This window comes from Levilactobacillus sp. LN180102, assembly GCF_050106635.1.
Lineage (GTDB): Bacteria > Bacillota > Bacilli > Lactobacillales > Lactobacillaceae > Levilactobacillus > Levilactobacillus brevis.
The window spans coordinates 21,193-35,455 of sequence record NZ_JBNIIX010000012.1 but is presented as its reverse complement, the minus strand read 5'-3'; the positions used below and the strand labels follow the sequence as shown (position 1 = coordinate 35,455).

Here is a 14,263-nt window from a genome sequence, read left to right as displayed (position 1 = left end):
TCCCCCACGACCGCCCCCGTTAAACCGCTTTCTTCCGCCATAAATCGACAAAAAAGCACCGCGTAAACGCGATGCTTCGTAAACTGATTTTACTTATTCAGCGTCGTCAGCTTCAATTAAGCCATACCGACCATCATTACGACGGTAAACGATACTAATTCCGTCAGACTCGGCATCTTCATAGATGAAGAAGTCGTGACCCAACATGTCCATTTGTAAAACAGCTTCTTCAGTATCCATTGGCTTCAATGAAACCCGCTTAGTCCGGACAACTTCTAATTCGCTACCTTCAGCCGGCTTATCACTTTCGGAAGTTTCTGTTGAGAAGTCAAGATTCTTGTAACCCTTCTCCCGTGACTTACGGTTGACTTTGGTCTTGTACTTGCGAATTTGACGTTCCAACTTGTCCGTAACCAAATCAACACTTGCATATAAGTCAGGAGAGGTCTCCTCTGCCCGTAATGTCAAGTATGGGAGTGGGATTGTTACTTCAACCTTCGCCGTCTTATTTTGGTAAACCTTCAGGTTGATGTGCGCAATTGCCTCAACATTGTTGTCGAAATATTTCTCCAACTTGCTGATCCGTTTTTCAACGTAATCCCGGATTGCGTCAGTAACTTCGATGTTTTCTCCACGAATATTAAATGTGAGCATAAAACTTCTCTCCCTTCAACCGAGATCTCTCGGCTTGCTTAGCATTAGAAGGACCACTCTTCTAATATGCTTTGCTTACTATTATTATAATAGAAAGCGTGACCAGACACAATTAATCTAATTATTTTTTCCGCTCTAACGGGCTAAGGTCAAGCTAGTAACCGCTTTCGCCCCGGTCAAATTAATTTGCGTTGCGGCATGCCGCAACGTTCTTCCTGTGGTATACACATCATCCAACAACAAAACCCGCTGGCCGTGACACAGGTCTTTCGCCTGTGGCGCTAAGGTGAAGGGCTGGGGAGTTAATAAGCGTTGCGCTCGATTTTTGGCCGACTGTGGCGTCGCTTTATCTTGGTCAATCACTTGTAGGACCTGGTAGTAGGCTTGACCGGTCAACCAGCCCGTCACCTGATTGAATCCCCGCGACTGCCAAGTCGATTGAGCAATCGGAATAGGTACCAATATGTCATAGGTTAATTGGGTTAACGCCGTCGCTAACGCCCGTTGTAGCACCCGTTGCAGTGCATAGTCGCCTTGAAATTTATACTGCTGCATGTAGGCTTTCATCTCAGCATCATAACAGTATAGTGCCCGATTGACCAACGGCTGATCCCAGCGTTGGCAATCCTGACACAACTGACAAGTCGTCTGTTGGCGCCCACACTGGGGACAATGCTGACCACTAATTGGCGATAACCGCCCCTGACAAGGAACACAGATGTCGGGTGGGGTTACCGGGCCCCAGCGCCAAAACTGAGCCAACGTCAGGGACGTCTTCAAGGGACGCTGACACCAAACACAGACCGTCATGGCTGCCCTCCCTGACGTCTACCTTGCCAGTTGAGGCGCGCAATCATTCCCCGCGCCGCGCGGATAGTTTGCGTATGCGTTTGACAATAACAAATAACGCTACCAGTTGGGTCCTGACTGCTCCGCCCGACACGACCGGCGATTTGCACTAGCGCTGCAGTGGAAAAGATTGGATCGTCGCCGCCCAAAATCAGGACCGCGATCCCGGGAAAAGTCACGCCCCGTTCCAAAATAGTGGTAGTCACTAAAAAAGTTAGCTGTTGGTCACGCATTGCCTGCACCTTGGTCTGGCGTTCAGGATCACTAGCATGGACGGTAGCTCCACCAGAAATTCCGGCCAACTTTAACGCCCGCTCGACCAGCACCAGATCTGCCACATGTGGCACAAATATCAAAAAAGGCCGTCGTTCGGTCAAGAAGTGCTGAATCTGGCGTAAAACCACTGCTGGTAAGCCACGTCGTTGCAGTCTTCTACGCCATTGCCAGGTCACTTGCACCTGAATTTGGGGCAGCAAATGGCCGTGATACCGCAAAGGTACATAAGTCACTGTCAATTGGTGGCGCGCGACTTGCCGTTGTAAGCGTTCATCGGGTGTCGCTGTTAAGTATAAATGACTCCCCGAAGCCTTTTGCGCGTGCTGAATGGCTTCTTGTAATAGCGGGCTCATCGCTAAAGGAAACGCATCCACTTCATCAACAATCACCCAGTCAAACGCAGCCTTAAACCGTAATAGCTGATGCGTCGTGCAGATAGTTAGCTGACAATAGCGGTACGGCTCTAATTGATCACCATAAAGAACGGTCTGTGTGATTGCTTGGAAGGCCTGACGTAACCGTGGTGCTAATTCCAAACAGACATCGACCCGCGGCGATGCCCATGCCACCCGCCATCCCCGTTGCAAGGCCCATGCTAACGCCGGATAAACAATTTCCGTCTTTCCTGCCCCAGTCACTGCCCATAATAAATGATTGTGCTGTGCTCGCATCTGGGTCATCACGTCTTGGGCGGCGGTCCGTTGTTGCGCACTTAATTGCCCCGACCAAGTTAGTGGTGATTTTGCTAACATTGAAAACCGGTTGGGCTCTGAAATAGTGTATAATTTATGTTGTGACGTCAACCGGCCCATTTGTAAGCATTGACGGCAATACCATGTGCCATTAGGTAATTGATCCTGTGGTCGTAACCACTGCCAGCACCGCTGACACTGTTGTCGTTGTCCCACCCTTTTAATTGCCGGTTGCGCAACAACGTTCGGCAATTGTGGTGGCCCTTCCAAGGGCACTTGCCGGCCAAACAACACGTCATCTTCTATCATTTCGGGGCCTCCTTTAAGTCGTTATGGTTAACTCCGCAGCGCCCCGTCAATAATTTTTAAGGATGTTTTTGATTATGGAAACAGATTATCTAACCATTCGGACGAATGGTACGCACGAGTTAGAAATTAAAAAATCACGCTTTATTGCTGACCTAGGACGGGTTTCAACCGAAGAAGAAGCAAAGGCATTCATCGCTCAAATCATCGCCCGGGAACCTAAAGCAACCCACCACTGTTGGGCCTACCTACTAGGCGATCACGATGATGTTCAACGGGAAAGTGATAATGGTGAACCGTCAGGAACAGCTGGTGTTCCCATTTTAACGGTTCTGCAGCGTAATCACCTGCATAATACGATTGCCGTGGTCACCCGCTATTTTGGTGGCATTAAGCTCGGTGCCGGTGGTTTAATTCGGGCCTATAGTAATGCCACCTCAACCGGTATTGAAGCAACCGGTGTGGTTAAGCGGGTCCGGCAGCAAGCCCTTATTTTAACCGTGGACTACGCGAATTATGATCGACTGAGCCCCTACCTCACTGAGCAAAACATTACTGTCTTAGGAACCGATTATGCAGCTGCGGTAACCGTGACCATCGCCGTCGACTTGGCAGCCGTCAGTGCCACTCAAGGCGCCATTCAGAATTTATTAAGTGACCGATTAACGAGTCGACTCGGCGACATTGATTACCATGAAGTTCCGGTTGAGGTTAATGCTAGTCGCCATGTAGACTAACATCCAGATATAAAGAGGCGCCCCAGAAGTAACTTCTGAGACGCCTCTTTGGCTTAATCTGAATTTTTAGAGGTTAACTTCTGTACTACGCGGTTAATCCAATGCAACAACGGTTGTCGATTAGACCCAACCAATCCGATTGCCTCCACAAAAAGCTCTAGGCCAACTAAAATCGCAATGGTCAGTAAGACTGACCCCCAGATGGTCGACAACGGATATAGCAACGAAATAAACGAGAAAATTAAGGCAATCCCATAAATCACCAAAACCGTTTGTCGATGGGTAAGCCCTAGTTGCATGAGCCGGTGATGCAAATGGTGCTTGTCTGCGTGTGAGATCGGCTGGCGATTCAAAATTCGCCGGATCATCGCATAAACTGTGTCAGTAATTGGCACACCCAAAATAATCACTGGGATCACCACGGAAATAAAGGTGACGTTCTTGAGCCCATACAACGAAAAACAGGCAATCATGAAACCGATAAACTGTGCCCCCGTATCACCCAAATAAATGCGTGCCGGGAAAAAGTTATAAGGTAAGAAGCCCAACATTGCCGCCACTAAAGCAAAGATCATAATGGCAACCCATGTATTGGCAACGTTCAAGAAAAATAATCCAGTAATACCAGTGGTTGTCAACGCAATGATGGAAACCCCGGTCGCTAAACCGTCCAGTCCATCAATGAGGTTAATCGCGTTCACAATCGCCACGATCCAAAGCAACGTAATGGGTAACGCCAGCCAGCCAAAATGCCAAACACCGATGAACGGTAACGTTAAATAACGCATCTTGACGCCGGCAACAAAATAGACTTCTAAGGCGGCTAATAATTGTCCCAAAATTTTTTGCTTTGGCGACAGTTCAAAGACATCATCAATCATGCCTTCAGCCACAATTATACATTCACCGCCAAACAACCCCCACAGTTGCTGTGTGGGCATCTGATCGCGTAACAAAAACATCGTTGAAAATGTAAACGCAATGAAGATGGCTAGGCCACCTAACGTTGGCATCGGTACTTTGTTGACCCGTCGCTGATTAGGTTTATCCACCGCACCAATTTGAAACGCAAAGCGGCGCACAAACGGGGTTAGGACCGCGGAGATAATCATGGTAGCAAACAAGCTAACAATAATCTCAAATTTCATAAGGTGTCCTCTTTCTTTTCATTCCTTTTGCTAATTATACAAATCTCAGAATTTAAACACAACCGCCATTTGCGAGTTCTACTTAAAAATTTAACCAGATAGTGGTACTTTAAATAATTCACAAGGGTTTACGCATTTCGCTTGTGAAGTATACTTCATTTGCAAAAGTTTGTGTAAGCGTTTCCTTAACGCCTATACAGGCTATTTCGTGCACAAGTGTACAGTCAAATGCCCTTAATCCGCAGATTTCTCTTGTGCAAATCGCCTAAAAGCCATATAATAAGATTGTGTTATTGAGAAAGGTTTCACATTTTATTTGTACCTATGCTATTTATCCTATTTCCTTGTGAAACCTTTCCTCGTTGATCGTCACTATTGGTTTGTATTTCGAAAGGAGATTTTTCTATTGGCTGCTAATGATAAAACACCAAAGACAGAAACGGCTGAAGAAGAACAAGCTTCACCCATCTTAATTCAAATGGGGATCTTCGCTGCCATCCTGTTTGTTTCCAGCCTAATTTCCCCACTGTTCCCAGCAACGTTCCCCGTACCAACTCCTGTGATTGGTTTAGTTATTCTCTACATCTTATTAGCCACTCATATCGTGAAGTTACGGAACGTCGAAAAATTTGGGGACTTCATGATCAGTTTGATTGCCTTTCTATTCGTACCATCTGGTATCCAATTAGCTGCTAACTTGGATATCTTGAAGGCTGAAGGGGTTCAAATCGTCATTGTTGCCTTGATTTCTACGATTGTCCTTTTGGTGGTTGTCGCTTACACGACTGCTGGCTTTATCTGGCTTCGGAAGAACGTTTTCCATCGTGACGTTAACGTCGAGGAATAAACCGTTCGCTTCTACCTACTTTCACTAGAAAAGGATGAAAATTTATGATTACTTTAACAGCAACCGCCCACATGGCAGTTTGGGGCAAATGGCTCGGTGACGCCTTAGGGACTAACGCCGCTGGTGCTTCTGCCGGTAATGCTTTATTTGGTATTTTTCTATCATTAATGGTCTACTTAATTGGCCAATGGTTATTCAAAATCGGTAAGGGTTTCTTCTTATTCCAACCCCTATTTGTTGGGATGGTCTTAGGGATCTTCGTGCTTTACTTAATGGCTCACGCCTTCGGGACGGATACTGCAACGTTCTACAAGTCAGCCTACCTGCCTGGTGGGAACATTATCTTCTGGTTCCTGAACCCAGCAACGATTGCCTTCGCCATTCCTTTGTATCGGCGGAATGATGTGGTCAAGAAGTTCTGGCTAGAAATTATTCTTTCCTTAATTGTTGGATTGGTTATTTCACTGTTCGTCATTTACGGTGTATCGAAGTTGTTTGGTTTGGACAACATGGGAATTGCATCAATGTTGCCACAAGCTGCTACGACTGCGATCGCAATGCCAATTGCCGGTGCAATCGGCGGGAACACGGCGATCACTGCAATGGTCTGCATCTTGAACGCCGTTATCATCTACGCCTTGGGTGACTGGCTCGTTAAGTTATTCCGGGTTAACAGCGATCCTATCGGTGCCGGACTTGGTTTAGGAACTGCCGGTCACACGGTTGGTTCTGCTAAGGCCTTACAACTTGGTTCCATCCAAGGTTCAATGGCTTCCATCGCTGTGGTTATCATCTCGATTGTCGTTGACATCGTGGTACCACCATTTGCATCAATGATGGGCTTGTACTAAAACTAATTTCAATCTAAACACCGACCTAATTGAGGCCGGTGTTTTTCTTTACACTTAAAGCTCACTTCTCAGCAGCCTGACGTCCCCTAATTAGCCGGTTAAGCTGATAATTGATAGCTTATGCCAGAATCGGTTAAGGACTTACGCTGAGCCAATTAGGCCGTCTCTTCGCTGCATGTTTTCCGGCATTAAAAAATGGGACCACCAGCCATTAACGCCTGGTGATCCCATTTTATTTTGCTGAGTAACTGAACTACTCTTTTAAGTGATAATTATAAGTTGAAACAATGATGTTTTCCCGTGAGTTTAAAATCGCCCGTAAACGTAATGCCGTTTGGTTATGCAAAACGTTCTGCCAAGGATGCCGCGGTACAAATTGCGGTACCAACACAGTCGTTGTAAAGTTACGCTCAGCAGCCCGTTTCGCAATCACATCACAGAAACGCAGGGTTGGCGTTGCAATTGACCGGTACGACGAGTGAATATCCACGAAACGAATATCTGGAAACTCTTCTTTAAACTCTTGCGCCGTCTTATGTTCCTTCTCTGGGTTCTCATCAAAGGACACATGCATGGCAATGACATAATCACCAATTGAGCGGGCATAATTAATGGCCCCAGTTGTCACCCGAGTGATGTTGCTAACCAAGACAATGACGGTTGCCCCATCGTACTCATGAATATCTGCTTTTTCCTTCGCTGCCACCCGCAATTGTTTGGCGACATTATGGTAATGACCGTTGATTCGATAAAACAGCAATAAAACCAGTGGCATGATGATGACGTATGGCCACACGTTGCCAAAGTGTAAGAGGAGTAATAACACGACTAGTCCCAGTGAAATCCCAGCACCGATTAAGTTAATAAATGCTTTGCCTAACCAGAAGCCCTCGCGCTCTCTAAACCAGTGAATAATCATCCCTGACTGCGATAGCACAAATGGCACGAAAACCCCTAATGCATATAAGGGAATCAGTAGTGTCGTTTGACCATGGAAGATGAAGATTAGGACAATTGCCCCAACGGCCAATGAAATAATCCCGTTAGAGTACCCTAACCGATCGCCACGGTCTAGGTAGGCGTGTGGCAAGAACTTATCTTTGGCCAAATTATACGCTAGGATTGGAAATGCTGAGAACCCTGTATTAGCGGCAACCGCCAAAATCAGGGCCGTTGATAATTGCAACAGATAATACAAGACACCGTGACCAAAAACGCCAATCCCAATCTGGGAGAGTACCGTTTGATTACTTTGAGGACGAATCCCCATGTAATAACTTAAGAACGTAATCCCAGCAAAGAAGATTGCCAAGATGCCGGCCATAATTGCTAAGGTTGCCGCCGCATTGTGTCGTTTAGGCTCCTTAAAGTTAGGAACGGCATTACTAATCGCTTCCACCCCAGTTAAGGATGATGACCCAGAAGAAAAGGCCCGAAGGAACAGCAACAGTGTCATCCCTTGTACCGGTTGACCCACTGATGCGGCCGCATGGTAGGTAATATGACCACTAACAATGTTATAGAATCCGACCCCAATCATCACAATAATCATGAAGATAAATAGGTAAACCGGAAGGGTTAGAAATGATGCCGATTCGCGCATCCCCCGTAGGTTCAGCAACATAATCCCAATCACAATCAGCACCGATACTAGCACCGAATACGGATACAGGGCCGGAATCGCTGACGTAATCGCTTCAGTCCCCGAAGTCGTTGATACCGCCACTGTCAGCATATAATCAACCAACAGCGACCCACCAGCGACTAGTCCGGCTGATTGCCCCCAATTCGTGCTAGCCACCACATAAGCGCCACCCCCAGAAGGATAGGCGTGAATGATTTGCTGGTAAGAAAGCGTGATCGCAAATAACAGCACCAACACCAAAGCAGCGACCCACAATTGATAATAAAGGGCTGCCGCCGACAACGTGATGAGGACGGTTGTGATTTGCTCAGTACCATAAGCCACGGATGATAACGCATCAGACGACAATAGGGCCAACGCCTTAAACTTCGTTAGCGCCTGACCGCCTTCGTCCATGGTCTTGAGGGGTTTTCCAATTAAAACCCGCTTTAAATAACGCCACATGACTATTTACTCCTTATCTCCAATAAAAATGAAAGCGGGCCGTAACCCGCCAATAAGTGCACATTTACATCACATTTGAATGTGTGGTAAGTCTACTACAACTAGCTCCACATTACCACAATTCAAGCAGTTCGCAACACCCGAATGTGTTTGCGAACTTTTCTATTATCCAGCAAACGGCCTGAGAAATAAAGGGTTGATTTTCACTTTAATTTATTGCGCCCCTATTATTGACGGCATGACTGAGTTAAGCACCGGTCTGACTGTGTTTTAACGACTGGCTATTTTCTAGATTTTTATCGCTAATGACAAAAAAAGAAGAATCCTACCAAATTTTGGTGGATTCTTCCTTCACTTTAATGCTTAAAATTTATCCATTGATGGTCGACGCTTACATCATGCCGCCCATACCTGGATTAGCTGCTGGTGCAGCTGGTGCTGGATTGTCTTCTGGCTTTTCAGCCACAACGGCTTCCGTCGTCAACAACAAAGCAGATACAGAAGCAGCGTTTTGCAGAGCAGAACGGGTTACCTTAGTTGGGTCGGTAATTCCCGCAGCAACCATGTCTTCGTACTTGTTGTCAGCAGCGTTGTAACCAACACCTGGCTTTTCACCCTTCAGGTGTTCAACCACAACAGAGCCTTCAACACCGGCGTTTTGTGCGATTTGACGAACAGGTTCTTCCAAAGCACGTAAAACGATGTTGATCCCGGTCTTTTCGTCGCCTTCAGCTTCAAGCTTAGCAACGTCACCGATAACATTGATCAATGCGGTACCACCACCAGCAACGAAGCCTTCTTCAACGGCAGCTCGAGTCGCGTTCAGGGCATCTTCAATCCGGTACTTGCGTTCCTTCAATTCGGTTTCAGTAGCTGCACCGACCCGAACCACAGCAACACCACCAGATAACTTAGCTAAACGTTCCTTCAGCTTATCACGGTCAAAGTCAGACGTGGTGTCTTCAATTTGGCCCTTGATTTCAGCCACGCGAGCAGCGATTTGGTCCTTAGAACCAGCGCCTTCAACCACCGTGGTGTCATCCTTAGTCACGTTAACCTTTTGGGCTTGACCCAATTGATCAATCGTCGTGTCCTTCAGGTTCAAGCCTAAGTCATCGGTAATCACAGTCCCACCAGTCAAAACGGCGATATCTTGCAATTGTGCCTTACGACGATCACCAAAGCCAGGTGCCTTGACTGCGACAACGTTGAACGTTCCACGCATCTTGTTCAAGACCAAGGTTGGCAAAGCTTCACCCGTGATATCATCAGCGATGATTAAGAGTGAACGGCTTTGTTCAACAACTGATTGCAACAATGGCAAGATGTCTTGGATGTTGGCAATCTTCTTGTCTGTGATTAAGATGTATGGGTTGTCAAGGTTTGCTTCCATCTTATCATTATCCGTGACCATGTATTGTGACATGTAACCACGGTCGAATTGCATCCCTTCAACAACGTCTAAGCTCGTATCAACCCCACGGGATTCTTCAATGGTGATAACACCATCGTTACCAACCTTTTCCATGGCGTCCGCAATTAACTTACCAGTTTCTTTACTTGCAGAAGAAATGGAAGCAATCTGGGCGATGTCATCTTTAGTCTTAACGTCATGAGACATCTTGTGCAAAGCATCAACAGCGGCACCAGTCGCCTTTTCAATCCCACGACGGATTCCGACTGGGTTAGCCCCAGCGGTAACGTTCTTCATGCCTTCGTTAACGATAGCTTGCGTCAATACAGTCGCCGTAGTGGTCCCATCACCAGCAATATCGTTGGTCTTGGAAGCAACTTCGGAAACGAGCTTTGCGCCCATATTTTCAAAGTGATCTTCTAATTCAATTGCTTTAGCAATTGTTACCCCATCGTTAGTGATGGTTGGGTTGCCATAACTTTGTTCGAGAACCACGTTACGCCCCTTAGGTCCTAAGGTGGTCTTAACGGTGTTCGCTAATTTATCAACACCAGCAAGCATCTTGCTGCGTGCGTCTTCAGAGAACTTCAATTCTTTAGCCATAATTCAAATTCACCTCATATTATTTTTAATTGTCTCTTAGATCAGTGGGAAAGGCTTAGTCGATAACGGCAACTAAATCCTTTTCGTGTAAAACAAGGTAAGTCTGGCCGTCATACTTTACTTCAGTACCAGCATACTTATCGAACAATACCTTGTCGCCAACCTTAACAGTTGGGGCTACCTTGTCGCCATTGTCTAACACACGACCATCGCTCACAGCAACGACGTTTGCCGTTGATGGCTTTTCTTGCGCATTACTTGCTAAAACAATGCCGCCAACCGTGGTTTCTTCTTCTTGTGGTTGATCTAAAATGACGCGGTCTCCTAATGGTTTTAACACTTAAATCCCTCCAATAAACTTACTTTTTAGCACTGTTAGCACTTGACTAACATAAGTGCTAATCAACAATATCTAATATATGGTTTTTCCCAGTAAAAATCAAGGAATTTGACAAAGTAATTCGCCCATCTTTTTCATGACAACCAAAAAGTCGCAATCACAATCGATTACGACTTCCAATTATTCTTTGCTATTATAATGTTCCAAGAAGTAAATGAGTGTTTGCAACTCATTAGTCAAATCAACGTTTTGTACGCGGACATCTTTTGGTACCGTGATTCGTAGCGGTGTAAAGTTCAAGATTCCTTTGACGCCACCGGCAACGGCGTCATCCGTAACAGACTGGGCGACATCGGAAGGAACGGTTAAAATAGCCACTTGAATCTGTTGTTCTTCCAATTGTGTCCGTAAATCCGTCATCGGATAGATAGGGACGCCACTTTGAATGGTGTTGGCAATGGTCTCATTAACATCAAAGGCCGCACTGATTCGCACATTGCCATCCTGATGAAAATTAAAGTTTAATAGGGCATGTCCCAGATTCCCAACCCCAATTAGGGCCACATTAGTTAGCCGATCCTGATTCAAGATTTTCTTAAAGAACTTAATCAAACTCTCAACGTCATAGCCATATCCCCGTTTGCCTAAGGCACCGAAATACGAAAAATCACGCCGAATAGTCGCTGAATCCACCTTAACGGCTTCAGATAGCTCTGTCGATGAAACCCGTGTTTTATCCGCGTCCAACAGGATATTGAGATAACGGTAATAAATGGGTAACCGTTTCGCTGTGGCGCGAGGAATTTTTTGTTCTGTCAAAAAACGAGACCTCCTAATCAACCCTAGTCGTCATCACCAATTGGCAACAACGCTTTCTCTAAAATTGTTTACTGATTGTGAAAATTGCTTTCTTATAAATTATAGCATAGCCGCCCGCTTTGTGAAAGAATTTGCAAATATTTTTCACAATTATTTCAGAATTTCGGTCTGCTCTAAGAATATGCTAAAATAGACCCATGACTTTTAAACGGAAAAAGGAGGTTTAGTCACTGTGATTCTCTTACAAGTACAGCAGGTCACTCGCCGCTTTGGCGCCAGTGTCCTCTTTGAAAATGTTAGTTTAGATGTCCCCGAACACGGGCGCGTGGCCTTAGTTGGCCGTAACGGTGCCGGCAAATCAACGCTGCTTAAAATGATTGCTGGTGAAACAACGCCTGATGAAGGCCAAATTACCACTAAGCGTGGATTGACGATTGGTTATCAAGCCCAAAATGCCGGTCTGGCTTCCAGTGAGACTGTTTGGAATGAGATGCTTAGTGTCTTCGCTGAAGTTCGCGCCATGGAAAATCGCATTCACGACCTTGAACAGCAAATGAGTGATCCGACGGTGATCGCCGATACGGAACAGTTCCAACAAATCAGCGCGGCCTATGATCAATTACAACAGGACTTCAGTGACCATAATGGTTACGGCTATCAAGCTGAGATTCGCGGCGTTTTATATGGATTTGAGTTTGGTGAAGCTTACTATGACAAACCCATTAATGAACTCTCCGGTGGGCAGCGTACCCAATTAGCCCTAGCCAAACTCTTGCTTGAACGACCCGACTTGCTCATTTTAGATGAACCGACCAACCACCTGGACGTAGAAACCTTGACTTGGTTAGAAAGTTACCTTCAGGGCTACTCAGGTGCCATTTTGGTTGTCTCCCATGACCGGTACTTTCTCGATCACGTTGTCAACGACGTCTACGATATGGCCCATGGTGGCTTGGTTCACTACCCCGGCAACTATTCCCATTACATCACTGCTAAAGCTGAGCGCTTACGCCAGGAATGGAAAGAGTACGATAAACAACAGACCGAAATTTCTAAACTCGAGGACTTTGTTAACAAAAACATTGTCCGAGCGTCCACGACTAAGCGGGCTCAAGCGCGACGGAAACAATTGGAAAAGATGGACCGAATTGACAAGCCCGAGGGTGACGAAAAGGTCGCCCGTTTCCAATTTCAGCCACACCGTCAGAGTGGTAACGTCGTCTTAGATGTTGTGAACGGTGCAGTGGGCTACGACCAACAGATCCTCTGTGCCCCCGTTAACTTAGACATCAAAAAGCACCAAGCGGTCGCCATTGTGGGGCCTAACGGCATTGGAAAATCAACGCTTCTCAAAACCATTTTGGGACGTCTCCCCGCCATTCAAGGACAGATTATCTTTGGGACTGGTGTGGACACTGGTTACTATGACCAGGACCAAGCCACCCTGCACGAGAAAAAAACGGTGCTCCACGAACTTTGGGATGATCATCCCACGACCCGCGAAGGCGATATTCGTTCAATTTTGGGTAGCTTTCTCTTTACCGGTAGTGATGTTGATAAAAGCGTTCATAGTCTCAGTGGGGGCGAACGGGCACGCCTGCTATTGACCAAGTTAGCACTTCGTCACGATAATTTCCTAATGCTCGACGAACCGACTAACCACTTGGACATCGACAGCCGCGAAGTCTTAGAAAACGCTCTGAACGAATTTGATGGCACGATTCTATTTGTTTCCCATGACCGTTATTTCATCAATCAAGTCGCCACGCAAGTCGTTGAACTCGGTCCAAAGGGAACGACCCGTTATCTGGGCAACTATGACTACTACGTTTCTAAAAAGGCGGAGCAAACAGCGTATGCCGAGAAGGAAGCGGCTGAGGCGGAAGCCGCCCACCCAACAACAATTGCCCCTAAGAAAACGCAGGTTGATTATCAACAACAAAAAGAACAGCAAAAAGCCAAACGCAAACTCTCACGTCAAGTTGACGCCTTAGAAGAACAACTCGCGCAATTAGAAACTGAAAAGTCACAAATCGAAACTGCCATGAGCGCTCCCGAGAACTTTAACGACGTCGCTAAATTGGCTGATTTACAGGCCCAACTCACGACTGTTACCACCACGCTCGCTCAAACTGAAGACGACTGGACTGAAAAGAGTCTCGCGTTAGAAAATTTTGCTGACTAATGTCTATCACTTAGTCTCTCTAGCCACTCCCCTGGGGTGGCTTTTTTAAATTGCGTTTCTTTGCTGGCTCATCTTGCGAATCTCACTAAAATAGGTATACTTAGTTCTATGAATATCGAAACAGCCTCATTGGTCACTGACGATGAACGAGCCGCCATCTTTAAAGCATTGGCTGAACCAAACCGCTTACGGATCATTCGGGTGCTCTATCAGGCCCAACGTGAATTGACTTGCAGTGAGATTGGGGGTCAGTTGAATATTAGCAAGTCAACCGTGTCTTATCATTTCAAAGCATTGCGGTTAGTCGGTTTAACCAATACCCGTCAGGTCGCACAGACCAAGTATCTATCGTTACGTCAATCAACGTTCGATCGCGTCTTACCAGGGTTCCTTGCAACCCTGTAGTTTTTGCCTTCATTGTTCGATAATCATCGAAATAAGAGAGAAAGTGAA

The 14,263-nt window shown here is 46.2% G+C and carries 13 protein-coding genes; 5 read left to right on the top strand and 8 right to left on the bottom strand.

Features of this window, described 5'->3' with window-relative positions:
- Nucleotides 1-93 precede the first annotated feature (93 nt).
- The 3 genes from hpf to ACP4IT_RS08380 form a co-directional block, all read right to left on the bottom strand.
- Nucleotides 94-654: a ribosome hibernation-promoting factor, HPF/YfiA family gene (gene hpf, locus ACP4IT_RS08390; protein ID WP_011667403.1), complete on the bottom strand. Its 561-nt coding sequence runs from the start codon at nucleotides 652-654 to the stop codon at nucleotides 94-96.
- Between the two features lie 135 nt (nucleotides 655-789).
- Complete coding sequence (locus ACP4IT_RS08385; RefSeq protein WP_024855137.1) at nucleotides 790-1,464, bottom strand: ComF family protein; 675 nt, start codon at nucleotides 1,462-1,464, stop codon at nucleotides 790-792.
- Nucleotides 1,461-2,780, bottom strand: coding sequence for a helicase-related protein (locus tag ACP4IT_RS08380; RefSeq protein WP_011667401.1), 1,320 nt, complete (start codon nucleotides 2,778-2,780; stop codon nucleotides 1,461-1,463). Before ACP4IT_RS08380 ends, ACP4IT_RS08385 begins: the two co-directional genes overlap by 4 nt.
- A 74-nt stretch (nucleotides 2,781-2,854) precedes the next feature.
- Between ACP4IT_RS08380 and ACP4IT_RS08375 the strand changes: the two genes are divergently transcribed.
- Nucleotides 2,855-3,514, top strand: coding sequence for a YigZ family protein (locus ACP4IT_RS08375; RefSeq protein WP_024855138.1), 660 nt, complete (start codon nucleotides 2,855-2,857; stop codon nucleotides 3,512-3,514).
- Nucleotides 3,515-3,567: 53 nt separating this feature from the next.
- On the opposite strand, the gene ACP4IT_RS08370 is transcribed toward ACP4IT_RS08375, so the two are convergent.
- Nucleotides 3,568-4,662 (bottom strand): glycosyltransferase family 4 protein, encoded by a 1,095-nt coding sequence (locus ACP4IT_RS08370; RefSeq protein ID WP_011667399.1) that lies wholly within the window; start codon nucleotides 4,660-4,662, stop codon nucleotides 3,568-3,570.
- 406 nt (nucleotides 4,663-5,068) lie between these two features.
- On the opposite strand from ACP4IT_RS08370, the gene ACP4IT_RS08365 reads away from it, so the two are divergent.
- On the top strand, nucleotides 5,069-5,509 hold the full coding sequence (locus ACP4IT_RS08365) for a CidA/LrgA family protein (protein WP_011667391.1): 441 nt from the start codon (nucleotides 5,069-5,071) through the stop codon (nucleotides 5,507-5,509).
- 44 nt (nucleotides 5,510-5,553) lie between these two features.
- Nucleotides 5,554-6,360, top strand: coding sequence for an antiholin-like protein LrgB (lrgB, locus tag ACP4IT_RS08360; RefSeq protein ID WP_011667390.1), 807 nt, complete (start codon nucleotides 5,554-5,556; stop codon nucleotides 6,358-6,360).
- Nucleotides 6,361-6,613: 253 nt separating this feature from the next.
- Here the strand turns inward: lrgB and ACP4IT_RS08355 are convergent, their stop codons facing one another.
- From ACP4IT_RS08355 to ACP4IT_RS08340, 4 genes are all read right to left on the bottom strand, one after another.
- Nucleotides 6,614-8,449: an APC family permease gene (locus tag ACP4IT_RS08355; protein ID WP_015473419.1), complete on the bottom strand. Its 1,836-nt coding sequence runs from the start codon at nucleotides 8,447-8,449 to the stop codon at nucleotides 6,614-6,616.
- A 391-nt stretch (nucleotides 8,450-8,840) separates the two neighbouring features.
- Nucleotides 8,841-10,466 carry a chaperonin GroEL gene (gene groL / locus ACP4IT_RS08350; protein ID WP_011667388.1) on the bottom strand — a complete coding sequence of 542 codons (1,626 nt, stop codon included), beginning with the start codon at nucleotides 10,464-10,466 and terminating at the stop codon, nucleotides 8,841-8,843.
- 55 nt (nucleotides 10,467-10,521) lie between these two features.
- Complete coding sequence (groES, locus tag ACP4IT_RS08345) at nucleotides 10,522-10,806, bottom strand: co-chaperone GroES (protein WP_011667387.1); 285 nt, start codon at nucleotides 10,804-10,806, stop codon at nucleotides 10,522-10,524.
- Nucleotides 10,807-10,986: 180 nt separating this feature from the next.
- Entirely contained in the window at nucleotides 10,987-11,625 is a 639-nt protein-coding gene (locus ACP4IT_RS08340) for a redox-sensing transcriptional repressor Rex (protein WP_011667386.1), read from the bottom strand.
- 232 nt (nucleotides 11,626-11,857) lie between these two features.
- Between ACP4IT_RS08340 and ACP4IT_RS08335 the strand changes: the two genes are divergently transcribed.
- Nucleotides 11,858-13,810, top strand: coding sequence for an ABC-F family ATP-binding cassette domain-containing protein (locus ACP4IT_RS08335; RefSeq protein ID WP_011667385.1), 1,953 nt, complete (start codon nucleotides 11,858-11,860; stop codon nucleotides 13,808-13,810).
- 108 nt (nucleotides 13,811-13,918) lie between these two features.
- Complete coding sequence (locus ACP4IT_RS08330) at nucleotides 13,919-14,215, top strand: ArsR/SmtB family transcription factor (RefSeq protein ID WP_011667384.1); 297 nt, start codon at nucleotides 13,919-13,921, stop codon at nucleotides 14,213-14,215.
- Nucleotides 14,216-14,263 lie beyond the last annotated feature (48 nt).